Genomic DNA, 26385 nt, shown 5'->3' with positions numbered 1-26385 from the left:
GGGTGTCGAGGCTCGACCAAGCTTTCTCTTGTCGTCCACACGGTTCTTGGATGCTTTGTTGAGCCTGAGCACCTTTTCTTTTTTGCACTGTTGAATTCTGATGTCCCACCGCCAACCCGTTCGTGTCACTGAGATTGCACAGTACAGCGCCATCATTGATGCCCGCACACCTGCTGAATTTGAGCTGGACCACATTCCGGGGGCCATCAATTGCCCTGTGTTGAGCAATGAAGAGCGGGCCATTATTGGCACTATCTATAAGCAGGTCAGTCCGTTTGAAGCCAAGCGTTTGGGCGCATCCATGGTGGCGGCCAACCTTGCTTTGCATTTGAAAGAGACATTTGCAGACAAGCCTGCCAACTGGAAACCATTGGTTTACTGCTGGCGAGGCGGCTTGCGCAGTGGCTCCATGGTGACTTGGCTACGCTTGGTAGGCTGGGATGCCCAGCAACTGGCTGGTGGCTACAAATCTTTTCGCCACCAAGTGGTCGAGCAAATTGATGCCATCGTGCCGCAACTGCAGTTGCGTGTGCTGTGTGGTGCCACAGGAAGTGCCAAGACGAGTGTGTTGCTTGCGCTACAGCAGCAAGGTGCACAAGTGCTGGATTTGGAGGGGCTTGCAAGGCACAAAGGCTCGCTGCTGGGTTCTCTGCCTGGGGTTGCCCAGCCCAGTCAAAAGAATTTTGAGACGTTGCTGGCACAGCAAATGCAGGCGCTGGATTTGAGTCGGCCAGTTTATATCGAGGGGGAGAGTCCCAAAATTGGCCGAGTGGGGTTGCCTGTATTGCTGGTGCAGCACATGCGTCAGTCTCCGGTGGTCGAAATCAAGGCCACCCCCGAAGCGCGCTTGGCATATTTGCTGCGTGACTACGCATATCTGGGCGACGACGTGGATACTTTGTGCGAGCGCTTGGGCTTTCTCAAAGAAATTCAAGGCGGCGAAACCATTGCACGCTGGCAGCAGTGGGCGCAGGAAGGCAATCTGCCAGCCTTGTTTGAAGAGCTGATGCGATTGCACTATGACCCACAGTATGAGCGCTCGCAGTCCAAGCATTTTGAGCAGTGGAGTCAGCGATCGAGCATTGCTGCGAATGACCTGTCTGAAACTTCTATTCAACAGCTCGCACAACGTATTGCTGGGTTAAATTCACCAGTATCTGTGACGTGATGACTGATTTCTTCTAAGCAGGAGCACCGTATGCCTGAACATGCATTTCCCCCCATCGATCGCATCCTTGCCAGAAAAGGCAGCTTGGGAGAGGGGATGGAGATTTCTCGTGCACTGCCCACACGCGGACGGCGCATGGTCGGTGCTTGGTGCTTTCTTGACCATCTCGGGCCTATCGCTTTTGATGAAGGTCAGGGCATGCATGTGGGGGCGCACCCGCATACGCGCTTGCAAACCTTTACCTGGATGATTGAAGGGGAAGTCATGCACCGCGATAGCTTGGGCTCGGAACAAGTTGTGCGGCCGGGGCAGGTCAATTTGATGACGGCCGGCTATGGCATATCGCACACAGAAGATTCAGTGACGCCCGGTGTACGCTTGCATGCTGCGCAGCTGTGGATTGCGCTGCCCCATGCGGTGGCGGATCAACCCCCCGCTTTTTCGCACTACGCTGACGTGCCGCAGTGGCAAGAGCAAGGCTGCCAATGGTCGTTGATGTCCGGTAGCTATCGCGCTTACACAGCACCCACCGATTTGCACTCGCCCATGCTGGGTCTGGAAGTGCTGAGTGCACAAGGTGCTGATTTCGTACTGGAAATGCGCCCAGATTTTGAATACGGGCTGTTTGCACTGACAGGTGGCTTTGCCCTCGAAGGCGAAACTTATGGGGTTGATGAGTTGGCCTACATAGCGCCGGGGCGCGTGTTTTTGAATGTACAAGTGCCCGCTGGTACGCGTCTGCTGGTGATCGGAGGAACTCCGTTTACCGACCCTATCACCATGTGGTGGAACTTCGTGGGTGCAGATATGGCCAGTATTCGCACATACCGTGCAGCTTGGGAGGCGGGCGATGCACGTTTTGGCAGTGTGCCTGGTGGTGAGCACCGCCGTTTGTCCGCACCGGCCTTGCCTTAGTCATTCAAAGCTCTACTAAGAGCCTGCCTTTGACAGGCAGTGGCAGCGCTTCGTGGTAGAGGCCGCATACCCCTGCTGCGTTGATTTGATGAGGTTTGAAATAGATCTTTGTAAGCCATTTGGACGGGGAGAATTTCTTCAGTGCATTCTCAGAGCAACGCCGCGCGCCGGTCACTGTGGCGCATGCAGGCAGGCATGGCGATTTTTTGGATGGTGGTGCTGGGTGTGATGTATGTGGCCATGGACCGGTACTTGCAGCCCTCGGCCTCCGTGATCACTTCTGACGGAGGGCTGCAACTGCAGCGCTACCGGGATGGGCACTTTTATGTAGACGGCAGCATCAATGGTCAGCCTGTGCGGTTTATGGTGGACACGGGTGCTACGTCGATTTCCGTAACCGATGCCCTGGCTCAGCGCGCAGGTCTTGAAGGTGGAGAAGTAGTCCAGTTTCGCACCGCCAATGGCGTGCGCATGGGGCGTCTGGTGCGTGCGCAAAGCGTGACTGTAGGGCCGTTGCAAGCGCGCAATTTGACCGTGGGCACCGGCTATACCGGCACCAGCGAACAAGACGCCCTGCTGGGGCAGAACTTCTTGCGCCAGTTTGATGTGCTGATGCGTGGAGACGTTATGGAGTTGCGGCCTCGCTAAATATTCATAGCTGTTAACACACGCTTTAGATGTGCTAACAGCCATTTTTATTCAAGTTTTGATGTGTGCTCACGCTGCAATGGCAGGCGTCGGTTCTTTGGTCTCCCGCAAAACCTCTACGGACAAAAACCGCGATGGCATGGTGAACTGCTTGACCGCCTTGTCCAGCACGCTGGCCTGGTCGTGCAGCGACGATGAAGCCGCACTCGATTGCTCCACCAAGGCAGCGTTTTGCTGGGTCATCTGCTCCAGTTCATCGACTGAGCGCATCACATTGGCAATCTGGCGGTGCTGCACGTGTGTGGCTTCGGTGATTTCGGCAATCACCTGGGCCACGCGGTCAACGCTGCCCACAATGTCATCCATGGTGCTCCCCGCCTGGCGCACCAGCGATGTACCGCTGTCGACACATTCTGTGGATGCGGTAATCAGCGCCTTGATTTCGCGGGCCGCCTCGGCACTGCGTCCAGCAAGTGAGCGCACTTCGTTGGCCACCACGGCAAATCCCCGGCCTTGCTCGCCTGCGCGCGCGGCTTCCACTGCTGCATTCAGTGCCAGGATATTGGTTTGAAAGGCAATGCCGTCAATCACTCCGGTGATTTGGGCAATACGCTCAGAGCTGTGTGCAATTTGCTGCATGGTGTGCACCACGTTGGCGGTCACTTGCTTGCCACGCTGTGCCACATTGGTAGCAGCCTGCGCTTGCTGGTGGGCCATTTCGCTGGATTGGGCGCTGTGTTGGACGCCCTGACCCAACTCTTCCATCGCGCCTGCAGTGGTTTGCAAATGGGTGGCTGTGCCTTCGGTGCGCTCACTCAGGTGGTGGTTGCCACTGGCAATTTCTGCACTGGCGGTAGAGACCTGACCTGCCGCTGCCTGCACTTGCGCGACCAAGCTGCGCAGAGCGCTTTGCATCTCGGCCATGGATTGCACCAACTGACCCACTTCGTCTCGGTTGAGCGGCACGATATCCTGCGATAAATCTCCTGCGGCCACCCGCTGGGCCATTTTGCGAGCCATTTGCAAGGACCGCATGATGTTGCGCACACTCAAGACTGTGATGGGCAGCATGACGAAAATGGAGGCCAAAACCACTGCTGCCATCAGCATTTTCATGTGCAGGGCTTGCTGTGCAATGGTGGCGCGGCCCGTTTCTAGCTCAGACTGGGCCTGCATGACCGCTGCGCCCAGCAGTGCATCGGCGTCATGGATGGCGCTGCGCACCACCTCAGCTTGCTCGGCGCCTTCCGCCGGGCTGACCAGACCTTTGTGCACTTGTTCCATGACAGGGGCGAGATCTTCACCGTAGCGCTCCAGTGAGGTGCTGACGACGTTGAGCTTTTGCGCATATTCGGAGGAGGGCGGTTGCAGCATCAGCAGCATCTGGACACGCTCTTTGAGGCTGGCAAGAGTGGTTTGCCAGCGTCCCAGCATTTCTGCGACCATGTCCGAGTTGTCGGAATTGACAATCGTGTTTTTTTCGGCCAATTGCACATTCCCTAAGTTGGTGCGCAGCTCGCTGATGTCTACCAATGTCTGCACCCGCGTGGTGAAGATATCTTCTACTGTCTTGCGCGTTTGCTCTAAGGCATAAAACCCTGCCCCGCCAATAATGACCAGCATGGCCAGGCAAAACAGGGTGCCGCAGTAAAGACGGCTTTTGATCGACAGGTTGGCTACAAACTTCATCCCAAATCCCTTCCATGTGCACCGCAACTTGTGGCTGCGATAGATGTAAGCATTCGTTGCAACATTCGCGCCAGCCATCGGGTTGTGGCGGTAAATGTTGAGAGTGGGCTTAGAGACCCAGATTTTTTGCAAGATAGTCGGCGTCTTTATCGCCACGACCAGACAGGCTGAACAGAATGTGATGTGCTCAGATCAGCGTGGAAGCCATTGCACATGGCCTATCCCACGGGGTGTTCGATTTTCAGTGCAGCAATGTTCAGCGTAAGAGGTTCACCCATATTGATAGCACACGATGTTTGTTCTCCACCATGGGCGATTGCCTGGCTTGTCAGAGCTACGGTGGTGCGATGGTGGATTCTTTATCGTTGCTTGTGTGCGGTTTGATAGCCGATTGCGGCACTAGGTCAGCACACTGACACCAGTCAACATGCCGACCGCTCTAAGCCAAATTGGCTGGAATGTCTGCTTCCACCAGCAAACTCAACAAATGCAGCGATTGCTGCCAGCCCAAATAGCAGGATTCCACGGGAATCATCTCAGGCAGGCCTTCTTGGACGATCTGTATTTCCGTGCCACAGGCAACTGCGCGCAGGTCGACTGTGGTGATCATGCTGCCGGGCAAACCGGGATCGTCAAATTGGTCACTGTTGCGAATGCGGGTGTTGGGTACCAGCTCTAGATAGACGCCACCAAAGCTGCTGCGCTCACCAGTGCTCAGGTTGATGAAGGCCATGCGAAAGTGCCCCCCGGGGCGTGCATCCATTTCCTGTACTTCGCAGACAAAACCGTGTGGAGGCATCCATTTGACGAGGGCTGCAGCGGTAGTAAAGGCGCGGTAGATGCGTTCTGGTGGCGCCTGAAGTACGCGGTGCAACTGAATGGTGTGCGACATGGCTGGATCTCCTGAACATTGAGCGAGCAGAACCAGCCTAGCTGCATCGCGGAAGCAAAGCGAGTCAAACCCATGGCGGCGAAATGGCAAAACAGGTACCACTGGTGCAGCCATCTGAGCGGTAGCGAACGAGCACTGGTTACTTCACTCAGGACTGGCCAGGGGTGCCCACGCAAAAGGTTGGATAAGCGTGTTAGCGATATTTTTAGGACTGTTTCAATGAATGTGCGCAGGCCTGAATACCCAGACGATAGGTTGTACCTGTCTATGCTGCAAGGGTGCCGCCAGCAGGGCTGTCAGGCTTGTCAGTGGCGCAGCAGGCTGGGGTGTCTTGTGCAGCTACACACGAGAGCGCCATGCTGCCTCCAGTCATGACGCTTATAGGTTGCAAGCTGCGCAGCGTTGTCTGCGCGGCCTGCCCTTACGGAATTCAAAAAGTATCAGAGCATTACTGCTTTTGCAGCAGCTTGATCACGCTGGAGAAGTCTTCTTTGCCATTCCCTGCAATGCTGTGCGCTGCATAAATGGCGCGTGCCATGCCGCCCAGCGGGGTGCTGGACTGGGTTTGGATAGCGTTTTCTTGTGCCAGCCCCAAGTCCTTGAGCATCAAGTCGGTGCCAAAGCCACCGACATAACCTTTGCTAGCCGGAGCGGCCTCGTGCACGCCTGGAAAAGGGTTGTACTTTTCCAGCGCCCAGTTTCCACCCGAGCTGCGGCGCATGATTTCGCTCAGCACTTTGGGGTCTAGTCCGTTGGCTACGCCCAGAGCGATGGCCTCGCTGGTGCCCACCATCAATATGCCCAGCAGCATGTTGTTGCAGATCTTGGCAGTCTGGCCTGCGCCGACGGTGCCAGCGTGGAAGATGTTGGCACCCATTTTTTCCAGATAAGGTTTCGCGCGCTCCAGTTGCGATGCAGTGGCACCCACCATGAACGTGAGCGTACCGGCAATTGCGCCGCCGGTGCCGCCAGAGACGGGAGCGTCAATAAAGTCGATACCTGCGGCATCAGCTGCTTTGGCCACTTTTTGGCTGGTGGCGGCCGCAATGGTGGAGCTGTCGATCACGAGGGTGTCTTTGGCAATGGCTGACAGCAGGCCGGGTGCCCCGTCTTTGCCTAGAAACAGCGCTTCTACGTGCTGACTGGCGGGCAGCATGGTGACCACCACTTTGGCACCTTGGACTGCATCTTGCGCGCTGAAGGCCGCGGTAGCCCCTTCGGCCACGAGCTTTGCGACGGCATCTTTGGACAGGTCAAACACGCGCACGTCGTGCCCGGCTTTTTTCAGATTGATGGCCATCGGGCCGCCCATATTGCCCAAACCGATGAATGCAATCGTTGTCATGTGTTGTCTCCTTGGGGTGGTTGTAATTGCGGTTTCAATAGCTGTCAGTGCTAGATGTGTACGCCTTAGACGGCTCAAAGTCTTTGTTCTTATGCATTGCAAATGTTTGCGCTACGTGCTGCCAGCAGACTGCGCAAAATGCTGCGGTGACAGTGCGCCTCGTCTTTGCAGTAACAGCCCACGGAGAAATTGGTCTGGTGTGACAGCGTGGCCAGCAGTTGCAAGGTGCGCTCGGCAGGTGGGTGGGCCAGTTGTTTGTGAAATTGCCTGGCAAAGAGTGCCCACTGCTTGTTAGCCTCTGCGGTCTGGCCAGCATCGTATAGGCGGTGCGACTCTTGTGCCAAGGCCATTGTTTCCGGCTCGGGCGACAGTTCTGGGTACCACACATCGTAGAAATCGCGACTTGCAAACGCGGTTTTTGGCACGCCACGCGGTGGGCGGCGCACAGTGCCAATACGCAAGCCTTCGTCGGGCGTGCGTGGGGTACCGAGCTGGACGATGCGAAGTGCCATGGTGTGTTTCCTGCGTGAGTCGAGCTTTTAAATACGGTGAAGGGCCTTGTTACAGCACATCGTCGTCATCAAACACCGAGTGCTTGCGCGCAGGTGCGGCGGCGCTGGAATGGTGGGCAGCATCGCTGCCCCTTGCTTTGACAGTGCGTTGGCCTGGTAACGTGGGCTGAGCTGCGGTGGCAGACGTCTTGCGTACTTTTTTGGGTGATGCCTTGGCCAGCGGGTTGTAAGTCAGAGCGGCATCTATCCAGTGCTGCCATTGCTCACGCGTGGCATAGGCAGTTGGGCTGATGTAGAAGTAACCGTCCATCAATCCCCTGCTGGAAAGAGGGCGCACGCCCGGTGTTTCTGCCACTTCAGCATGGGTAGCTGGCAGCAGACGCACCAATACCTCGTCACCTTCAACACCCAGACACAGCTTGCCATTGACCATGAAGACATGGCAACCAAACATGCGCTTTTCCTGCACATCACTGCAGTCTTGCAACGCACTGCGTACGGCGTCGATCAGGTGCAGGGTTTCGTCAGACAGTGGCTTGGCAGGCATTTTGAGTTGCAGTCAAATCGGTATTTTTTTTGGTGGCGTAAGCGTGTACAGCTATGGTTGTTGAGTTTAGCGAATGGCCTCAGGTGCATCGCCTTCCAGCATGCGTCGCGCAATGATGACGCGCATGATTTCATTGGTACCCTCCAGAATCTGGTGTACGCGTGCGTCGCGCACCAGGCGTTCCAGCGGGAAGTCGCGCAGATAGCCGTAGCCCCCGTGCAGTTGCAGTGCTTCGTTGCAGACCATAAAGCCAGCGTCGGTGGCAAAGCGTTTGGCCATGGCGCAATAGGTGGACGCATCGGGTGCTCCCGCATCCAGCTTGCTGGCAGCCAGACGCACCATCTGGCGTGCAGCGACAAGTTCGGTCGCCATGTCGGCCAGCTTGAACTGCAGTGCCTGAAAGCTGGCAATTGCCTTGCCGAACTGTTTGCGCTCTTGCATGTACTGCTGTGCTTGAGTCAGAGCCCCTTGGGCTGCACCCACCGAGCAGGTGGCGATGTTGATGCGCCCGCCATCCAGCCCCTTCATCGCAATCTTGAAGCCTTCACCCTCGTGGCCCAGCAAGTGGTTGGCCGGAATGCGCACATTATCAAAATTGATAACACGCGTGGGTTGGCTGTTCCAGCCCATTTTTTCTTCTTTTTTACCGTAGCTGATGCCGGGCAGGTTTGCAGGAACCGCAAATGCGCTGATACCTGCTGAGCCTGAGGCAGCTTCTCCTGTGCGTGCCATAAGCACCAGTACATCGGTGCTGCCCGCCCCGCTGATAAAGGCTTTGGCTCCATTAATCACATATTCGTGGCCCACTAACTCAGCCCGTGTCTTGAGCGAAGCCGCATCGGAGCCTGCACCTGGCTCAGTGAGGGCATAACTTGCCAGTTTCTGGCCGCTGGTCAGTGCCTCACCCCATTCAGCGCGCACGACATCGGTGGCCCAGGTGCCCAGCATCCATGTGGCCATATTGTGAATGGTAATGAAGGCGGTCGTGCTGGGGTCTACAGCAGCCATTTCTTCAAATATCAGGGTGGCATCCAGACGGGGCAGGGCCAGACCACCAGCATTTTCGGGGGCGTACAGACCGCAAAAACCCAGTTCGCCAGCTTGAGCAATCGCTTCGCGCGGGAAGATAGCTTCTGCATCCCAGTTCGCTGCGTGCGGTGCCAGGGCGGTTTGCGCAAACTGGCGCGCTGTGTTGGCAAAGGCGCGCTGGTCTTCGGTGAGTTCAAAGTCCATGGCATTGTCTCCTGGTCGATTGTTGTTGTTCTAGCTTGGGTCAGCCTTGAGTGCTAATGTGCTGCGCGCCCGTTGTGCAGCCAGTGCAGCAGGGTGGTGCGGCGGGTTTGCGTCTCTGTGTTCAAGCAGTCATGCAAGAGCTGTGGCCATTCGGCGCGCTGTTCATCGGTAGCGTGGCGGGCCTTGCAGGTCTGACTGCGCTGCCGGCTCCAAGCGTTCTGGTCTTTGCGCAACGCTGGGCGCTCGTTGGCCGATAGTGCCAGCATCACATCGCCGTAGAGAATGTTCTGCGCAGTATCGGTTTGCTGAAAACGCTGGACAGCACAGGCATTGCGGCTGGCGATACTGTCTGACTGAGGGTCGCAGGCTGCGCCCGCTTGGGCAAAGCTTGTACACGGCAGCAGCAATCCCGCCAGCACGGCCAAGGAAGAGAGGTTCAAACGCATGCGTTCAATCATCTCAAATCCTTGGCAATGCGCGTGCGTTTTACTTGAGGCTGATGGTGGTGTTCACGCCGTGACTGGTGGTGCTGTCATCAAACCAGCGGGCTGTAATGGTCTTGGTCTGGGTGTAGAACATCACCACTTGCTTGCCGTAGGGACCCAGATCACCCAGTTTGGAAGCGCGGCTGCCGGTGAACGAGAACAAAGGTACAGGCACAGGGATTGGCACGTTGATGCCCACTTGGCCCACATCAATGTCTTCCTGGAACTTGCGCGCGGCTGCACCCGACTGCGTAAAGATAGCTGTGCCGTTGCCGTTGGGGTTTGCGTTGATAAATTCAATGGCCTGATCGATGTTGTCGGCCGACACAATGCACAGCACGGGGCCAAAAATCTCCTGGTCATACACGCTCATGCCGGGTTTGACGCCGCTGAAAATGGTGGGGCCAACAAAGTTGCCCTTGTCGTAGCCAGTCACTTGGGGCTTGCGGCCATCCAGCTCCAGCACAGCACCATCGGCAATGCCGCGCTCGATAAGGCTTTCTACACGTGAAAGCGCAGCGCAGCTGACCACTGGGCCTACATCGGTTGCAGCTTCGGTGCCGCCAGACACTTTCAGGGTCTTGGCCTTGGCTACCAGATCAGGAATCCATTTCTGGCTTTCGCCCACCAGTACCACCACTGACAGAGCCATGCAGCGCTGGCCTGCTGCACCAAAAGCTGCTCCGGCCAAGGCGTTCAGTGACTGCTCTTTGTTGGCATCAGGCATGACGATGGCGTGGTTTTTAGCACCCATCATGCACTGCACGCGCTTGCCATTCAGGCTGGCGCGGTTGTAGACGTGTGTGCCGACCTTGGTGGAACCCACAAAGCTGATGGCCTTGATGTCTGGATGGTCGCAAATTGCGTTGACTGCATCTTCACCACCGTGGATGACATTCAATACGCCCGGTGGAACGCCAGCTTGCAGCGCCAGCTCGCACAGGCGCATGGTGACCATGGGGTCTTGCTCTGAGGGCTTGAGTACAAAAGTGTTGCCAGTGGCAATCGCCATTGGGAACATCCACAGCGGAATCATGGCCGGGAAGTTGAAGGGTGTGATGCCGGCACATACCCCCAATGGCTGGTTCAGGGTGTAAGTGTCAACGCCATTGGCCACATTATTGGCCAGCTCGCCCAGCTGCAGGCTGCCAATGTTGGCAGCGTGCTCCACCACTTCCAGGCCGCGGAAAATGTCACCTTCTGCGTCGGGCAGCGTTTTGCCTTGCTCGGCGGTCAGAGTGGCCGCCAGCTCTTTCATGTTCTCGCGAATGAGCTGCTGCAGCTTCAAGAAAATGCGGGCACGGGTGCCAATCGGGGTTTTCTTCCAGCTCTTGAACGCTTCTTTGGCGTTGCTCACTGCCAGATTGATTTCTTCAGGCGTGGCAAAAGGCACGCGGGCCAGCACCTCTTGCGTGGCGGGGTTGACCACATCACGCCATTGCGTGGTTTTGGATTCCACCAGCTCGCCGTTGATCAGCAGCTTGACGGTGGGGGCCAGCACATTCGAAGAAGTAGGTGCGTTCATTGGGCTTGTCTCCTTGTTTATAGGGTTGGGCTGGCCTTGTAAGCCATTCGTCGCATGGTAGATGTGCAAATCTGCTTGGGCAATACGCGTTTACGCACCTTGGCTTTGCAAAAAAGCACAGGCAAACTGCGAGCATGGACTGGGATCACTTGCGTTTTTTTGCGGCTCTGGCTCAAACAGGTACTCTGGCGGGTGCTGCGCGTGCTCTGGAGGTTGAGCACACCACGGTAGCGCGCCGCATTCAGGCGCTGGAGCAGCAACTGGGCCATCCACTGTTTGTGCGAGAAGCCTCGGGGCACAAGCTCAGTGAGGCTGGGCGTCAGCTATTGCCCGTGGCACAAAGCATGGAAAAAGCCGTGCGCGGCATTGAGTATCTGACGCAGCAGACCGCCTCGCAGCCAACCTCGGTGTCTGGATTGGTGCGTGTAGGAGTGACGGAGGGCTTTGGCGTTCAGCTTCTGGCCGCTCCCTTGGCGCTGATGGCCCAGCAATATCCGAAACTGTCTGTCGATCTACTGGCTTTGCCACGTTTAATGCAGTTATCACGACGTGAAGCCGATATCGTAATTTCACTCGAACGGCCCAAACGTGGCACGGTGGTGGTCAGCAAGCTGGCCGACTATCACCTCTACTTGTATGGCGAGCGGCAATATCTGGCGCGCAAACCACTGGTACGCACCAGCGAAGATTTGCGTCACCACCAGTTCATTCATTACGTGGACGACATGCTTTTTTCTAAAGAACTGCAATTGCTGGCGCAACTGTATAAGCCCACGCAGTTTGTTTTTCGCAGTACCAGTATTGCCGCACAGTACGAGGCAGTACGCGCAGGTGCTGGTTTGGCAGTGCTGCCCGCGTTCATGGCTGACCGTGATCCTTTGCTGCAGCGGGTGTTGCCAGAAGCAGCAAAATTTGAACGCACGTTTTGGATGTCTATGCCGCAAGAGGCCAAGGGTGTGGTGCGTATTCAGACGGTCTGGCGCATGCTCAAGCAACTGGCACTGGAGCGCCTTGCGCAGTTAAGGCCGATTTGACCCGGGTTTAGTTCTTTCATTAAACGACTGAGATTGTTGTAGCACGTGCTGTAGCAGGGTTATGCTTGAACGCTGGTTAATCTTTGTTAGCAATCGCTGGCAAGCCTCACCGTCTTTCTTCTTTTTTGTGCTTTGCTAATGAAATCACGCTCCAAACTCCAACAGCGGCTGCAAATGTGGTGGCCTACCGTTGCTGTGCTGGCTTTTGGCTGCGCGTTGAGCGTAGGTCTATGGCAGAGCCTTGAAGAGCGGCAAGCGCACACCGTGCAGCTGCGACTGGATCAGCAAGCTGAGATGTTCAGCGCTTCAGTGGCGCAAAGGTTCTATGCCTATGGCGACATCGTCCATGGGATGAAGTCTGTGCTGGAGATGAGCACAGTGCCTGCCCATGAGGTGTTTGCAGCCTCCAAGCTCACGCAGGACGCTGCTTTTCGCTACCCGGGTCTAGAGGCATTGAGCCTGATACGGCGAATGGATGCGGCCACCTATGCAGAACATAGGGAGCGCTTGCTGCGGGATATATCCGCGCAGCAGCGCGTTGATGAAAGTCAAATGCCTTCGCTGCCTTTGGTGCAGCCCGATTACTACATCGTCGACGATGTATGGCCTCTGGGCGCGCGGCGTGCTTTGAGGGGCATGGATGCTGAACGTTACCCGCCAATCAAAGCGTTGATTGCAAGTGTGCAGCACGTGTCCGGGCCTGTCATGAGTGCGCCGTTGGTACTGTCGCCAACGAACAATGCAACCACAGGGGTTCTGATCAGTGTGCCCTTGCGTACGGCTGGACAGGGAGGCGAGCTGGGTGCCCTGACGGGTGTCTTGAATCTCAGTGTGAATTTGGAGCGCATGATGGAGCGCTTTCTCGCACGAGGCATGCTTCCGCATACGGTGGTGTCCATTGAGGATGTAGGCGTTGTACCTGAGGGAATTCCTACCACGCAAGCAGACCAGGTGGTCTATGTCTCAGAGGGATGGGCTGATGTACCAGCTTCTGCGCCAAGGGCCAAAAAAGCGATTGTGATCTGGGGACGCATGTGGTCTCTGGAGTTTGCCTCCAATGGCTCGGTTCTGTCGGATGTAGAGCGCTCGTTCCCGGTGATTATTGCCAGCAGTACTTTGGGTGCCACATTGCTCCTGGCGGCCGTTGTGCTGCTGCTTTCGCTGCAGCGAATGCGTGCGCAAATTCAGGCAGAGGCCAAACACAATTTATTGAGCGAGCGTACGGACAGGCTCAAAGCCTTGTTCAACCAAACTGCGGTGGGTGTGGCTGAGATAGAACCAGCTAGCGGCCGCTATCTCAGCGTCAACGCGCGTTTCGCAGATGTCGTAGGGTTCGGCTTGGAAGCGCTTGAATCAATGACGATTTATGAGCGTATTCACCCGGACGACCGTGCTGAGTGCGAGAGGCTGGAGCGACAGCTGACCAGTGGCCGGCTTCCGCACTTTGTGAGCACACAGCGGATGCTGCGTGCAGACGGCGGGGTTATTTGGACCGAAGTCTGGGTTTCTCCACTGTTGAATGCGGGCGGCAGGGCTGTTGGCCGCCATATTGTCTTGCTGATGGATGTGACCGAGCGCCGTTTGCTGCAAGAGCAATTGCAGGCGCGTGAAGCTTATTCCAGCGAAATGTTGCGTTATATGCCGGTGGGTCTGGTGGTCGTCGGACCTGTAGGCAATATCGAGTTTGTGAACCACCAGTTTGAGGTCATGACAGGCTGGGAACAAAGCGATGTGCAGGATGAATCTGCTTTGTGGCGGCATTTGTGTGTTGATGCGCAGCAGCATGCAACGCTGTTGCAGCGTTTGAATATGGGCCGCTGTGAAGTGGTTCCAACAGGTGTGAACATGCCAGCCATGGAATACCTGTTGCGCAGCAAGAGTGGGCAAGAGCTGACGATGGAAGTCTCTGGCCGTTTCTTGGGTGGGCGCATCCTCTTGAGCTTTGTTGATGTGACGCAGCGCAAGGCAGCCGAGGCCGAGATTCGCTGGCTGGGCTTTTACGACAACTTGACGCAGTTGCCCAACCGTCGCCTGCTGCTGGACCGTTTGAGCGAGGCCCTGACACGCAGCCAGCGTGGCCATGCGGGGCGTGGTGCATTGCTGCTCTTGGATATTGATAACTTCAAGTCGCTCAACGAAACCCTGGGACACCAGCACGGTGATGCATTGCTGCGTCTGGTGGCAACGCGGTTAAGCAACTGTATTGCAGGGCGGCACACTCTGGCGCGGCAAGGGGGCGATGAGTTTGCGGTGGTTCTGGAAGATTTGCCAACTGACGCTTTGGAGGCGGGGCGTTACACCGAGCAAATGGGGCGCTCTATATTGGAGGCCTTGAGAACGCCTTTCTATTTAGGCAACCAGGATTTCCACGTCACCGTCAGCATGGGCGCTGTCATGTTTTGTGGTGCAGGCGATTCGGTGGAGGAGTTGCTCAAGCGGGCGGATCTGGCCCTGTATCAGGCCAAGAGCGCCGGACGCGATACTTTGCAGTTTTTTGATCCCAGCATGCAAAAAGCGGTCAGTGCGCGTGTTGAGATGGAAAAGGACATGCGCCTGGCTTTGGAGCGCCATGAGTTTGATCTGTTCTTTCAACCTCAGGTTCAGAGGGACAAGGTCATTGGCGCGGAAGCCTTGCTGCGCTGGAAGCATCCCACCAAGGGATTCATTCCACCAGGGGTATTTGTTCCAACGGCAGAAGAGTCCGGCCTGATTTTGCCTTTGGGCGAATGGGTGCTGTACGCGGCATGCCGGCAGTTGGCGCATTGGGCGCAAAACCCGGCGTTGGCCGAGTTGACCATGTCGGTGAATGTCAGTCCACGCCAGTTCTATCAGCCCAATTTTGTTGAGCAAGTGCAGCAAGCTTTGCAAGTTACAGGCGCCAAGCCGGGTTTGCTGGAGCTGGAGCTCACGGAGGGCATGCTGCTGACCGATGTGGAAGACACGATTCAGAAGATGGTGCAGCTCAAGGCCATCGGCGTCATGTTCTCGCTGGATGATTTCGGCACGGGCTATTCGTCGCTGAGTTACCTCAAGCGTTTGCCGTTGGACAAACTCAAAATCGACCAAAGCTTTGTGCGTGAAGTAGTCACAAGCACCAATGATGCGGCGATTGCACGCTCCATTATTGCCTTGGGTAACAGTCTGGGGCTGCAGGTGATTGCTGAAGGTGTGGAGACTGAAGCGCAACGGGTATTTCTGGCCAAAAATGGCTGCAGCTACTGGCAGGGCTTTTACTTCAGTCGTCCGCAACCAGCAGCTGAGTTTGAGGCGTGGGCCCATGCGTATGGTGCCGAGGGTAAGGCGCTGAGCGAAGCAGGTTGAAACTCAGTCTGTACTGAATGGTGTAGCACTCAGGCTGTAGTCTGCGTCAGATCTGCAGCGTGTGCTTTGTTTCTACTCCTGAATGTAGAGCTGCAAGCGCTTATTGTGTAAGCGTAAAAGCCTATTTTTGTTACAAACTCGCTGCTATCGCGTTCTCAGTATCTGTAACCGGGGGCGTTATCATCCCTGTTCATCTTCCCCCGTTGCATCGTCTGCTGCTGATTTCAAACCTCTGTGCGCCTTAACTCCATCAAGCTTTCTGGCTTTAAGTCTTTTGCCGAACCCACCAATTTTCTGCTGCCCGGCCAGCTGGTTGGCGTGGTGGGGCCCAATGGCTGTGGCAAGTCCAACATCATGGACGCCGTACGCTGGGTGCTGGGTGAAAGCAAGGCCAGTGAGCTGCGCGGCGAGAGCATGCAGGACGTTATCTTCAATGGGACCACGCACCGTAAACCCGCCAGCCGCTCCAGTGTAGAGCTGGTGTTTGATAACAGTGATCACCGAGCTGGTGGTCAGTGGGGGCAGTTCACCGAGATCGCCGTCAAGCGCGTGCTCACGCGTGACGGCAACAGCTCTTACTTCATCAACAACCAGCCAGTGCGCCGACGTGACGTGCAGGATGTGTTTTTGGGTACGGGTTTGGGACCGCGTGCCTACGCCATCATTGGTCAAGGCACGATCAGTCGCATTATCGAATCGCGCCCTGAAGAGTTGCGCCTTTTTCTGGAAGAGGCTGCCGGTGTTTCCAAATACAAGGAGCGCCGTCGCGAAACTGAGAACCGGCTCTCTGATACGCGTGAGAACCTGACACGTGTAGAAGACATCTTGCGCGAGTTGAATGCCAACCTCGACAAGCTGGAAAAACAGGCCGTGGTTGCTGCCCAGTACAACGCACTGCAAGGCAGCGTCACCCTCAAGCAGCACCAGTTGTGGTTCTTGAAAAAGCAAGATGCGGAAGGCGATCTGTCAAGAATTCGCCAAGAAGGCATGCAAGCCGTCAATGACCTGGAAAGCCGGATGGCAGAAATCCGCCATATCGAGGCTGATCTGGAAGCCATTCGCCAGGCGCACTACGAAGCGGGTGACAAAGTCAACCAAGCACAAGGCCGCCTGTACGAAGCAACTGCTGAAGTCGGTAAGTTGGAGGCGGAAATTCGCTATGTGGTGGAGGGTCGCCAGCGCGTTGAGCAGCGCATGCAGCAACTGGCCGAGCAAATTACCCAGTGGGCGCAGCGCAAGGACGATGCAGACATGGAGCTGGAGAGCCTGGCCTCCAGCGGCATGGATGCCGAAGAGCAGGCTGAAATGCTTGCAGCGCAACTGGAGGAGCAAAGCCTGCGTTTGCCTGACCTGGAAGACGCATTGCGCGTCACCCAGAACAAGGCCAATACCCAGCGCCAGCAAGTGGTGCAGGTGCAGCAGCAAATTCAGGTGCTGGCTGCCGAGCAGCGCAGCATCAACGAACAAAATCGTCAGCATGAAAGCCGCTTGGAGAGGCTGCGTAACGATCGCAATGCTTTGGCAACCCCCGACGAAGCACGGTTGCAGCAAATTACGGAGCAGTACTCCGATGCCGCTGAGATGGCAGAGATGGCGGAAGCGGCCTTGGTGGAGCTGCAAGACAGCGTTCCACAGCTTGATGATGGGCGCCGTAGTCGCCAGCACACACTGAATGCAGAAACAGCCAAGCAAGCAGAGCTGGCCGCGCGCATGGAAGCGCTTAAGGCGCTGCAGGAAAAGGTCAAAACCGACGGCAAGCTTCAGCCCTGGCTGGCCAAGCACGGCCTAGATGGCTTGCAGGGACTGTGGACACGGATTGCTGTGGAAAGTGGTTGGGAAAATGCGCTGGAAGCCGCCTTGCGCGAGCGTATGGGCGCGCTGGAAGTGAGCCGCTTGGACATGGTGCGGGGGTTTTTGGGCGCATCGGCCAAAGATGCTCCTCCCGCTCGCTTGGCCTTCTATTGCAAACCCGATGCCAGTATCAACCTGAGTGGAAATGGCTTGCCGCTGATGGCGGAGTTGTTGCGTGTCAGCGATGCCAGCCTGAAGGCGTTGCTGACCGAGTGGCTCACTGGCTGCTACACCGCCCAGAGTTTGGATGAAGCGCTGAACCACCGTGCCCAGCTTAAAGCCGGTGACACCATTTATGTGCCGACAGGCCATGCGGTCACCGCGTACAGCGTGAGCTTTTATGCCCAGGATTCTGAACAATCAGGCTTGCTGGCGCGAGCGCAGGAAATTGAACATCTGGAAAAAGAGCTGCGGGCACAGGCGCTGATCAGCGAGGAAGCGCGCAGCGCCTTGGTGAAGGCTGAGGCTGCCTATGCCGATGCCTCGCAGCGTTTGGTCAGTGCGCGCCGTGAAGCAACGGAGGCCAAGCAATCTGCCCACGAATTGCAGGTAGACATGCTGCGCCTGACACAGCAAGCAGAGCAAGCACGTGCACGCACCGCGCAGATTGAGGCCGACGTGGCCGAAGTGCAAGCTGCACTGGATGATTTACAAGAGCGCGCGGTGGCTGCAGAAGCGCGGTTTGAAGAACTGGATATGCAGCTGGCCGACAGCCAGGAGCTGCACGCCCAGCTGGATGACAAAGTTATTGAGTCTGAGCGCAAGCTGGCAGAAAGCCGCGAACAGCTTCGCACTTTGGAGCGCCGTGCGCAAGAGGCAACCTTCAGCCAGCGCAGCATGCAAGCGCGGCAAGGAGAGTTGCAGCGCACGCTGGAAACCGCTGAGCAGCAAACCAAGTCACTGCTCGAAGAGCGCGAACGAGCCCAGGTGGAGCAAGGGCGTTTGAACGACGCCGCCGCCCAAGGCGGTCTGCAGGATGCGTTGAACCTCAAAATGGAGCGTGAGCAGGCCGTGTCTGCTGCGCGCAGTGAATACGAAGACCTGACCAACAAGCTGCGTGCCAGTGATGAGCGCCGCGTCCAGATTGAACGGGCTTTGGAGCCCATGCGATCGCGTATTACGGAGTTTCAGCTCAAAGAGCAGGCCGCTTCGCTGGGCAGTGCGCAGTATGAGCAGCAGTTGGCGGAAGCGGGGGCTGATCTGGCCGCTGTGGCGCAATCCATTTTGGAAGGCAACGTCAAGCTGCATGGATTGCAAAGCGAAATTGATCGTTTGCAACGCGACATTGTGGCGCTGGGCGCGGTGAACTTGGCGGCTCTGGAAGAGCTGCAATTGGCCAAGGAGCGCAAGACCTTTCTGGATGCCCAGATGGCTGATTTGACGGAAGCCATGAGCACGCTGGAAAACGCGATCAAGAAGATTGACAACGAAACGCGCGAGCTGCTCTCGGGGACCTTCAACACCGTCAATGAGCACTTTGGCCGCATGTTCCCTGAGCTGTTTGGTGGAGGGCAGGCCAAACTGGTGATTACCGGTGACGAAATTCTGGATTCTGGTGTCCAGGTGATTGCGCAGCCCCCGGGCAAAAAGAACCAGACCATTCATTTGCTCTCGGGTGGCGAAAAGGCGTTGACCGCAATTGCGCTGGTGTTTGCCATCTTCCAGTTGAATCCAGCGCCATTTTGTCTGCTCGATGAGGTGGATGCCCCCTTGGACGATGCGAATACAGAGCGCTATGCCAAACTTGTGGCCAGCATGAGCAAGGGAACCCAGTTCCTGTTCATCAGTCATAACAAAATTGCCATGGAAATGGCGCAACAATTGATTGGCGTGACGATGCAAGAGCAAGGTGTCTCGCGCATCGTGGCCGTGGATATGGAATCTGCCCTGTCCATGGCCCACGCCTGAGTATGGATAACGGGACAAAGCACTTTCATGAGTACCCTTCAAATCAGTTTGGCCGTGGCGGGCGTGATCCTGCTGGGTCTGATCGTTGCCTACAACACATGGTTGTACCGTCGCAATGCACCCAAGCGGGCAGATGCGGATACCCGCGTCAGTGATGGTCACTCTCGCTTTGACCCCGCGCTGGATGGCGTGGATGTGACCAATCTTCCAGAGCACGCACATGTATCAGCGGCAGATCCGCTGTTTGACAGTACCCCAGCTTCTGCGGAGAGCAGCGGGCACACATGGGGCGCAGATACCGCTTTGGATGCATCGCCTGCTGCCGATGCTGCCGAGGGCATGTTGACCGCAACGCCTGAATCTGCTGCACGTGTTGCACAGCAAAATGCGGAACGCAAGCAAGCGCTAGACGGGTTGATTGATGCGATTGCTCCTATCCGTATAGAAAATGTGGTGACGGGTGATGCCGCGTTGATGGTGCAGCCCACCACGCGGCGTGCGGGTAGCAAGCAGTTTCGGATTGAAGGCTTGAATGCAGCGTCTGGCGAATGGGAAACCGTGCGTGCCGGGCAGCGCTATTCGGCTTTTCAGGGCGGTGTGCAATTGGCCAATCGTCTGGGTGCACTCAACGAGATTGAATTTTCTGAATTTGTGGCCAAAGTGCAGGGCTTTGGCGATGCACTGAACGCTGCAGTGGACTTGCCAGACATGCTGCATGAAGTGAGCCGCGCACGCGAGCTGGATCAGTTTGCCGGGGAACACGATGCCCAACTGAGCTTTATGCTGCGGCCCCGTCGTGCAGCCTGGAGCCCAGGCTATATCGAGCAGCATGCTGCAGCGGCGGGTTTTGTCTCTGCGGCGATGCCAGGACGTATGCAATTGCCCTCAGTAACACCGGCCCATGCACCACTGCTGACGTTGGTCTATGACGCACAAGCTGCGCAGGCTGACAATCTGGACCAGACTGCAGTGCACGAAGTGTGGCTGAGTTTGGATGTACCGCAAGTGCCGCGCACTGAAGAGCCATTTACGCGCTTGCGTGAAGTCGTTCAACAACTGTGCGAAGGCATGGACGGCATGCTGTGTGATCAAAATGGCTACCAGTTGCTGCCTCAGGTGCTGGACCCGATTGCTGCGGATCTGGACAAGCTGTACGACAAGCTCGACAGCCGTGAGCTTTCTGCAGGCTCCATGCTGGCGCGTCGTTTGTTTAACTAAGATGGTCAACGTGTGAATTTGGATCTTTTTGGCGATGCAACGCCTGAACAGCCTGCTCCTGCAGCGCCCAAAGCTGTGGTGGAAAAGGTGCAGGCGCTGCGCAGTCAATTGCAGCAGTGGGCACATGAATACTATGTGCAGGACGCCCCGACAGTTCCTGATGGTGAGTACGACCGTGTTTTTCAGCAATTACAGGCTTTGGAAGATGCCTACCCCGCATTGCGTACAGCGGAGTCACCCACCCAGCGCGTGATTGGTGCGGTGCTAGATGGTCTGAAACCTGTGCGCCATGTGGTGCCGATGCTTTCCATTCGTACTGAAACCGACAACGAGGCAACGGGCGCACAGGCATTTGATGCGCGCATTCGCCGCGAGTTGGAACTTAGTGACAGTGCCCCCGCGGTGGAGTACGTGGCTGAACCCAAGTTTGATGGCTTGGCCATGAGCTTGCGCTACGAAAATGGCCGCCTTGTGCATGCAGTCACTCGCGGCGACGGTGAGGTGGGTGAGGATGTCACCCACAACGTTCGCACCATTCGCCAAATCCCCTTGGTGCTGGGGGCATCCAACGTGCCTGCGGTGCTGGAAGTGCGTGGCGAGGTCTATATGCGCCGTGCAGATTTCGCCCAGCTCAATGCCAGGCAGCAAGCCGCGGGCGGCAAGCAGTTTGCCAACCCTCGCAATGCCGCTGCGGGTTCGGTGCGTCAGCTCGATTCCAGCATTGCCATGCAGCGACCCTTGTCGTTCTTTGCCTATGGTGTGGGCGAGGTGACTGCTTCTGCCCAGGGTGGGCCAGCTTTTGCGACGCATTACGACATGCTGCAGCAGCTGAAGGTTTGGGGCTTTCCGGTTGCTGAGCAAGTACGGATTGCGCATGGCGCTCCTGACCTGATTGCGTTTCATGCTCAATTGGGCGCGCAGCGCGCTGCATTGCCTTACGAAATTGATGGAGCGGTCTATAAGGTCAACAGTCTGGCTTTACAGCGGCAACTGGGTTTTGTGACGCGCGAACCCCGTTGGGCGGTGGCGCACAAGTACCCGGCTGAAGAGATGCCAACAGTGATGGAAGGTATAGACGTACAGGTGGGGCGCACAGGTAAGCTCACCCCCGTGGCGCGCCTGGCACCGGTCAGCGTGGGTGGCGTGACCGTCACCAACGCCACGTTGCACAACCTGTTTGAAATTCGCAAGAAGCGCGTGCGTGTGGGCGATACCGTTATCGTGCGCCGCGCTGGCGATGTGATTCCAGAAGTAGTAGGCAAAGTGCCTGGTGAGCGCCCCGCTTATGTGCCCAACTTTCAGATGCCCAAGAAATGTCCCATTTGCGGCTCTGAAGTGGTGCGTGAAAAAGGCGAGGCCAACCACCGTTGTACAGGGGGGCTGTTCTGCCCCGCACAGCGCAAAGAGGCGATTTTGCATTTTGCAGCGCGCCGGGCTCTGGATATTGAAGGCTTGGGCGGAAAACTGGTAGACCAGCTGGTCGATAGTGGTGTGGTGCGTACCTTGCCTGACTTGTATCGCCTTGGTTTGTCTGGGCTGGCCGCACTGGACCGCATGGCCGAGAAATCTGCGCAGAACCTGCTGGATGCGCTGGAACAATCCAAATCAACGACGCTGAACCGTTTCTTGTTTGGTTTGGGAATTCGCAACGTAGGCGAGGCAACGGCTAAGGATCTGGCGCGTCACTTTGGCCTGCTGGACGCCATCATGGATGCAAGTGTCGAGCAGTTGATGGAGGTGCGCGATGTAGGGCCTGTCGTGGCTGAAAGCATTCACACCTTTTTTGCCCAGCCGCACAACCGCGAAGTGGTAGAGCAATTGCGCGCTTGTGGCGTGCAGTGGGCAGAAGGCGCACCCGCTGAGAAGTCCCCGCAAATTCTGGCGGGCAAAACCGTGGTGCTGACTGGCACGTTGCCCACCATGGGGCGTGATGAGGCCAAAGAATTGCTGGAAGCAGCAGGGGCCAAGGTCAGCGGATCGGTCAGCAAAAAAACCAGTTATGTCGTCGCTGGCGCTGAAGCGGGCAGCAAGCTGGCCAAAGCCCAGGAACTGGGCGTGCCAGTGCTGGACGAGGCTGGCTTGCTCGCATTGCTTCAAGGCAAGGAACTCTAAATGGCACTGACCCCGCGCGCACCGAAGATTGGTTTAGCGCTGGGCAGTGGTTCTGCCCGTGGCTGGGCGCACATTGGCGTGCTCAAGGCGCTGGATGATGCAGGCATCAAGCCCGATGTGGTGTGTGGCGCTTCAATTGGTGCGCTGGTTGGCGCCGCCTATGCCGCAGGGGAGATAGAGCGGTTTGCTGATTGGGCGCAGAGTCTGGGCATGCGCGATGTGTTCGGCTTTATGGATTTCAACCTCTCGGGCGGCATGCTCAAGGGGGAGAAGCTGATTGATTTTTGGCGCCGCAATTTCGCTGACTTTGACATCGAAGACTCTGCGATCCCATTCGGATCGGTGGCGACCGACCTGCATTCAGGCGCTGAGGTGTGGTTGCGCCATGGCTCGATTGCCAGGGCCGTGCGTGCTTCTATTGCCTTACCAGGTTTGTTCACGCCTGTGGTTCGCGATGGTCGGTTGCTGGTGGACGGTGGTCTGGTCAATCCCGTGCCGTCTTCGTTGGCCCGTGCCATGGGGGCCGACATTGTGATTGCCGTGGATCTGAATGCGGATCTGGTGCATCGGCACATGCGCCCTCTGGCGGTAGTCCCAGCTATTCCTGGCGGCCAGCTGCCCGAAGTGGTGGAGGCGCAAAGTGCCGCATGGATCAGCCGCCTTCAGCAGGGTCTTCGAAGCTGGATGCCCGGGCAATCGCCAGCAGACTTGGCACCAGAGGAAACGATGCAAGTGCCTTCGTTGCTGGATGTGGTTATGACCAGTGTGAACATCATGCAAATGCGGATCACGCGTAGCCGCATGGCAGGTGACCCTCCAGAGCTGGTGATTGCACCACGCCTGGCACACATGGGTTTGCTGGACTTTCACCGTGCCAAAGAAGCCATGGCTGCTGGTTATGCAGCAGCGCAGGCCGCTTTGCCCGGTTTGCAACACTTTGGCTGGAAACCGGTCGATCAGAAAAAATAGCTGTTAACGCTTGTGCAATAAGCGATTACGTTGATTTTCGTTATTGCAGCGTTTGCTTATCGGCGGCGTACAGCACCCGCACGGCCTGCTTTGCTCCAGTCGTACACTTCGCCATCCGGGGTTCGGCCATTCTCAACCGCTGAAACACCCATGATGCCGACCATCTCGCGCAGCTCTGAGGAGATGCACACATGCGCATTGCGTGGGTCCATGCGCAGGCTCTGGCAGTGTGCAAGGGCCTGACTCATCTCGCTGTCGCTGTAGGCATGGGATTGGGGTAACCACTCGGGTGTCTGGCCTTCAGGCTGGAGGTTGTACATGTGGAAGACAACAATGCTCATGGCAACTCATTTACGTGGGTCGAAAAAATACTTTGTAACGCAAGCGCGGCTTGGTTGCAGTGCTATAGACCTACAGACCCCAATGTTGGCAGTGCAAAAGTAAACTGCGGGGTTAGATTTTTCGCACAAATCCCCCGATGAACGCACCGATTGATGTTTCCTTTTTTCAGCGTGATGCCAAGCCGCTGACCAGCTATCGTCCCTACTGGGCGAAGCGCTTTGGTACGGCACCGTTTTTGCCCATGAGCAGGGCAGAGATGGATCAGCTGGGCTGGGACAGCTGCGACATCATCTTGGTCACGGGCGATGCCTATGTGGATCATCCCAGCTTTGGTATGTCTGTCATTGGCCGTGTGCTGGAGTCTCAAGGCTTTCGCGTCGGCATCATTGCCCAGCCCGATTGGCAAAGCGCTGAAGCCTTCAAGGCTTTGGGCAAGCCCAATCTGTTTTGGGGTGTGACAGCAGGCAACATGGACTCCATGATCAATCGTTACACAGCGGATCGCAAAATCCGCAGTGACGATGCCTACACTCCTGGAGACGTGGGCGGCAAGCGTCCAGACCGTGCTGCCATTGTGTATTGCCAGCGCTGTCGCGAAGCCTTCAAGGATGTGCCCATCGTGCTGGGTGGTATCGAAGGCTCGCTGCGCCGCATTGCGCACTATGACTATTGGAGTGACAAGGTCCGCCGCTCTATTGTGGTAGACAGCAAGTGCGATATTTTGCTGTATGGCAATGCTGAACGTGCGCTGGTAGAGGTTGCCCACCGTATTTCACGCCGTGAGCCGGTGGAGCAAATTACCGACGTGCGCGGTACCGCCTTTGTGCGTCGTGCCTCTGAAGAAGGCTGGTTTGAGGTGGACTCCACCGAGGTGGATGAGCCTGGTGTGGTGGAAGCCCACATCAATCCGTACATGACAACCAGCGAGCAGGCAGCGGCACAAGGCCAAAGCTGCTCCAAAGAAGATGCACCAAATACAGTAGCTGTTAACGCAGGTACAGATTGCGCTACGGGCCAAAAAGATACTGCATCTGCCATGCCTTCGGTACAGCCCATTCAGTTTGTGCCTAACCTGTCTTTGCGCAGCAAGAGCAAGATGCCGCCTCGTGACAAGACGGTACTGCGCTTGCCCAGCTATGAACAGGTCAAAAGCGACCCCATTTTGTATGCACACGCCAACCGCGTTCTGCATCTGGAAACCAATCCTGGCAATGCCCGCGCCATGGTGCAGGCCCATGGCGACGGTGCCACGGCGCGTGATGTCTGGTTGAACCCGCCGCCCATTCCGTTGACCACCGCGGAGATGGACTGGGTGTTTGGCTTGCCGTATGCGCGGGGGCCGCACCCTAGTTACGCCGACGCAAACGGCAGCCATGAGGGCGAGACCAAGATACCTGCCTGGGAGATGATTCGCACTTCGGTGAACATCATGCGTGGTTGTTTCGGTGGCTGCACTTTCTGCTCGATTACTGAGCACGAAGGCCGCATCATTCAAAGCCGCTCCGAAGACTCCATCATTCAAGAGATTGAGGACATCCGCGACAAGGTCACCGGTTTTACAGGCACCATCTCTGACCTGGGCGGCCCCACGGCCAATATGTACCGTCTGGGCTGCTCCAGCCCCGAGATTGAAAAGCACTGCCGCAAGCCCAGCTGCGTGTTCCCCGGCATCTGCCCGAACCTGCACACTGACCACGGCCCGCTGATCAATATCTACCGCCGTGCCCGCAAGCTCTCGGGCATCAAGAAGATCTTGATTGGCTCTGGCCTGCGCTATGACCTGGCGGTGAAATCACCCGAATACGTCAAGGAGCTGGTGCAGCACCACGTGGGCGGCTACCTGAAGATTGCCCCTGAGCACACCGAAGCTGGCCCGCTCAATAAGATGATGAAGCCGGGCATTGGCAGCTACGACAAGTTCAAGCAGCTGTTTGAAAAGTACAGCGAAGAAGCAGGTAAGAAGCAATTTCTGATTCCATACTTCATTGCTGCGCACCCCGGCACCAGCGATGAAGACATGATGAATCTGGCCATCTGGCTCAAGAAGAATGGTTTCCGTGCTGACCAGGTGCAAACCTTCTACCCCAGCCCCATGGCTACGGCGACAGCCATGTACCACAGCGGCCGCAACACCTTGACCAAGGTGCGCAGAGAAATGCGGGACGAGGATGAGGAGCGCGTAGACATCGTGCGCGGTGAAAAGCGCCGTCGTCTGCACAAGGCCTTTTTGCGCTACCACGATGCAAACAACTGGCCGCTGCTGCGCGAAGCGCTCAAGGCCATGGGGCGTGCTGACCTGATTGGCAATAGCAAGCAGCATTTGATTCCTACGTTCCAGCCTTTGGTGGATGGCAGTTACCAAAGTGCCCGTAAGAAGAACAGCACGCAGACCAAGGCGACAACGTCAGGTCTGGGCTATACGGTGAACAAGGACGGAAAGGCTGTTGCCATGCGTCCACGGCCTATCGACGAGAACGCAGCCAAAGAACCCAAGGGTGATGTGCGATTCCGCGGCAATGATGCCGGTGGACAACCGCGTCCCGGCAGGTTGCTCACCCAGCACACAGGCCTGCCGCCACGTGCAGGTGTGAAAGCACGCCCTCAGGCGGGTAAAAAGCCGCAGCGCTAAAGCGGTGTTGCAAAAAAGGGCTGGTACAAATTGTGCCGGCCC

The 26385-nt window shown here is 56.9% G+C and carries 19 protein-coding genes; 10 read left to right on the top strand and 9 right to left on the bottom strand.

What is annotated here, in order from left to right:
- Nucleotides 1-100 precede the first annotated feature (100 nt).
- The 3 genes from mnmH (at nt 101) to IB213_RS13010 (ending at nt 2731) form a co-directional block, all read left to right on the top strand.
- On the top strand, nt 101-1168 hold the full coding sequence (gene mnmH, locus IB213_RS13020; RefSeq protein WP_192406982.1) for a tRNA 2-selenouridine(34) synthase MnmH: 1068 nt from the start codon (nt 101-103) through the stop codon (nt 1166-1168).
- Between the two features lie 30 nt (nt 1169-1198).
- Nucleotides 1199-2083: a pirin family protein gene (locus IB213_RS13015; protein WP_192406980.1), complete on the top strand. Its 885-nt coding sequence runs from the start codon at nt 1199-1201 to the stop codon at nt 2081-2083.
- A 195-nt stretch (nt 2084-2278) separates the two neighbouring features.
- Nucleotides 2279-2731, top strand: a complete 453-nt coding sequence (locus IB213_RS13010) for a TIGR02281 family clan AA aspartic protease (protein ID WP_225561095.1) — start codon at nt 2279-2281, stop codon at nt 2729-2731.
- A gap of 69 nt (nt 2732-2800) precedes the next feature.
- On the opposite strand, the gene IB213_RS13005 is transcribed toward IB213_RS13010, so the two are convergent.
- From IB213_RS13005 to IB213_RS12970, 8 genes are all read right to left on the bottom strand, one after another.
- A complete protein-coding gene (locus tag IB213_RS13005) occupies nt 2801-4420 on the bottom strand; it encodes a methyl-accepting chemotaxis protein (RefSeq protein ID WP_192406978.1) in 1620 nt (539 codons plus the stop codon).
- A gap of 439 nt (nt 4421-4859) precedes the next feature.
- Entirely contained in the window at nt 4860-5312 is a 453-nt protein-coding gene (locus tag IB213_RS13000) for an SRPBCC family protein (protein ID WP_192406975.1), read from the bottom strand.
- Between the two features lie 448 nt (nt 5313-5760).
- The gene (mmsB, locus tag IB213_RS12995) at nt 5761-6657 is read right to left on the bottom strand and encodes a 3-hydroxyisobutyrate dehydrogenase (RefSeq protein ID WP_191721556.1); all 897 of its coding nucleotides are present in this window, start codon (nt 6655-6657) and stop codon (nt 5761-5763) included.
- An 89-nt stretch (nt 6658-6746) separates the two neighbouring features.
- Nucleotides 6747-7169 (bottom strand): DUF488 domain-containing protein, encoded by a 423-nt coding sequence (locus IB213_RS12990; protein WP_192406973.1) that lies wholly within the window; start codon nt 7167-7169, stop codon nt 6747-6749.
- A 49-nt stretch (nt 7170-7218) separates the two neighbouring features.
- The gene (locus IB213_RS12985; protein WP_192406971.1) at nt 7219-7716 is read right to left on the bottom strand and encodes a TfoX/Sxy family protein; all 498 of its coding nucleotides are present in this window, start codon (nt 7714-7716) and stop codon (nt 7219-7221) included.
- Nucleotides 7717-7782: 66 nt separating this feature from the next.
- A complete protein-coding gene (locus IB213_RS12980; protein WP_192406969.1) occupies nt 7783-8949 on the bottom strand; it encodes an acyl-CoA dehydrogenase family protein in 1167 nt (388 codons plus the stop codon).
- Nucleotides 8950-9002: 53 nt separating this feature from the next.
- The gene (locus IB213_RS12975; protein WP_191721560.1) at nt 9003-9407 is read right to left on the bottom strand and encodes a lysozyme inhibitor LprI family protein; all 405 of its coding nucleotides are present in this window, start codon (nt 9405-9407) and stop codon (nt 9003-9005) included.
- Nucleotides 9408-9435: 28 nt separating this feature from the next.
- On the bottom strand, nt 9436-10959 hold the full coding sequence (locus IB213_RS12970; protein ID WP_192406967.1) for a CoA-acylating methylmalonate-semialdehyde dehydrogenase: 1524 nt from the start codon (nt 10957-10959) through the stop codon (nt 9436-9438).
- 134 nt (nt 10960-11093) lie between these two features.
- Between IB213_RS12970 and IB213_RS12965 the strand changes: the two genes are divergently transcribed.
- The 6 genes from IB213_RS12965 to rssA all read left to right on the top strand — a co-directional run bounded on the left by IB213_RS12965 (nt 11094) and on the right by rssA (nt 23372).
- Nucleotides 11094-11993: a LysR family transcriptional regulator gene (locus tag IB213_RS12965; protein WP_192406965.1), complete on the top strand. Its 900-nt coding sequence runs from the start codon at nt 11094-11096 to the stop codon at nt 11991-11993.
- 174 nt (nt 11994-12167) lie between these two features.
- Complete coding sequence (locus IB213_RS12960; protein WP_192406962.1) at nt 12168-15314, top strand: EAL domain-containing protein; 3147 nt, start codon at nt 12168-12170, stop codon at nt 15312-15314.
- 234 nt (nt 15315-15548) lie between these two features.
- Nucleotides 15549-19073, top strand: coding sequence for a chromosome segregation protein SMC (smc, locus tag IB213_RS12955; RefSeq protein ID WP_191721564.1), 3525 nt, complete (start codon nt 15549-15551; stop codon nt 19071-19073).
- 27 nt (nt 19074-19100) lie between these two features.
- Nucleotides 19101-20291: a cell division protein ZipA C-terminal FtsZ-binding domain-containing protein gene (locus IB213_RS12950; RefSeq protein WP_192406960.1), complete on the top strand. Its 1191-nt coding sequence runs from the start codon at nt 19101-19103 to the stop codon at nt 20289-20291.
- A 12-nt stretch (nt 20292-20303) separates the two neighbouring features.
- Entirely contained in the window at nt 20304-22403 is a 2100-nt protein-coding gene (gene ligA / locus IB213_RS12945; protein WP_192406957.1) for an NAD-dependent DNA ligase LigA, read from the top strand.
- Nucleotides 22404-23372 (top strand): patatin-like phospholipase RssA, encoded by a 969-nt coding sequence (gene rssA / locus IB213_RS12940; RefSeq protein WP_191721567.1) that lies wholly within the window; start codon nt 22404-22406, stop codon nt 23370-23372.
- Between the two features lie 56 nt (nt 23373-23428).
- Here rssA and IB213_RS12935 read toward each other — a convergent pair whose 3' ends face one another.
- Nucleotides 23429-23713: a hypothetical protein gene (locus tag IB213_RS12935; RefSeq protein WP_191721568.1), complete on the bottom strand. Its 285-nt coding sequence runs from the start codon at nt 23711-23713 to the stop codon at nt 23429-23431.
- A 137-nt stretch (nt 23714-23850) separates the two neighbouring features.
- Here IB213_RS12935 and IB213_RS12930 point away from each other — a divergent pair, with 137 nt between their 5' ends.
- Nucleotides 23851-26343, top strand: coding sequence for a YgiQ family radical SAM protein (locus tag IB213_RS12930; RefSeq protein WP_192406955.1), 2493 nt, complete (start codon nt 23851-23853; stop codon nt 26341-26343).
- Nucleotides 26344-26385 lie beyond the last annotated feature (42 nt).

The organism is Comamonas sp. CMM02 (genome assembly GCF_014851485.1).
GTDB classification, from domain to species: Bacteria; Pseudomonadota; Gammaproteobacteria; order Burkholderiales; family Burkholderiaceae_C; genus Comamonas; species Comamonas avium.
This window is presented reverse-complemented; position numbering and strand designations above follow the sequence as displayed.

Excerpts from the sequence above, each read along its gene's own strand:
- mnmH (WP_192406982.1), top strand. The coding sequence starts at position 101 with ATGTCCCACCGCCAACCCGTTCGTGTCACTGAGATTGCACAGTACAGC.
- IB213_RS13015 (WP_192406980.1), top strand. The coding sequence starts at position 1,199 with ATGCCTGAACATGCATTTCCCCCCATCGATCGCATCCTTGCCAGAAAA.
- IB213_RS13010 (WP_225561095.1), top strand. The coding sequence starts at position 2,279 with ATGGCGATTTTTTGGATGGTGGTGCTGGGTGTGATGTATGTGGCCATG.
- IB213_RS13005 (WP_192406978.1), bottom strand. The coding sequence starts at position 4,420 with ATGAAGTTTGTAGCCAACCTGTCGATCAAAAGCCGTCTTTACTGCGGC.
- IB213_RS13000 (WP_192406975.1), bottom strand. The coding sequence starts at position 5,312 with ATGTCGCACACCATTCAGTTGCACCGCGTACTTCAGGCGCCACCAGAA.
- mmsB (WP_191721556.1), bottom strand. The coding sequence starts at position 6,657 with ATGACAACGATTGCATTCATCGGTTTGGGCAATATGGGCGGCCCGATG.
- IB213_RS12990 (WP_192406973.1), bottom strand. The coding sequence starts at position 7,169 with ATGGCACTTCGCATCGTCCAGCTCGGTACCCCACGCACGCCCGACGAA.
- IB213_RS12985 (WP_192406971.1), bottom strand. The coding sequence starts at position 7,716 with ATGCCTGCCAAGCCACTGTCTGACGAAACCCTGCACCTGATCGACGCC.
- IB213_RS12980 (WP_192406969.1), bottom strand. The coding sequence starts at position 8,949 with ATGGACTTTGAACTCACCGAAGACCAGCGCGCCTTTGCCAACACAGCG.
- IB213_RS12975 (WP_191721560.1), bottom strand. The coding sequence starts at position 9,407 with ATGATTGAACGCATGCGTTTGAACCTCTCTTCCTTGGCCGTGCTGGCG.
- IB213_RS12970 (WP_192406967.1), bottom strand. The coding sequence starts at position 10,959 with ATGAACGCACCTACTTCTTCGAATGTGCTGGCCCCCACCGTCAAGCTG.
- IB213_RS12965 (WP_192406965.1), top strand. The coding sequence starts at position 11,094 with ATGGACTGGGATCACTTGCGTTTTTTTGCGGCTCTGGCTCAAACAGGT.
- IB213_RS12960 (WP_192406962.1), top strand. The coding sequence starts at position 12,168 with ATGTGGTGGCCTACCGTTGCTGTGCTGGCTTTTGGCTGCGCGTTGAGC.
- IB213_RS12950 (WP_192406960.1), top strand. The coding sequence starts at position 19,101 with ATGAGTACCCTTCAAATCAGTTTGGCCGTGGCGGGCGTGATCCTGCTG.
- rssA (WP_191721567.1), top strand. The coding sequence starts at position 22,404 with ATGGCACTGACCCCGCGCGCACCGAAGATTGGTTTAGCGCTGGGCAGT.
- IB213_RS12935 (WP_191721568.1), bottom strand. The coding sequence starts at position 23,713 with ATGAGCATTGTTGTCTTCCACATGTACAACCTCCAGCCTGAAGGCCAG.
- IB213_RS12930 (WP_192406955.1), top strand. The coding sequence starts at position 23,851 with ATGAACGCACCGATTGATGTTTCCTTTTTTCAGCGTGATGCCAAGCCG.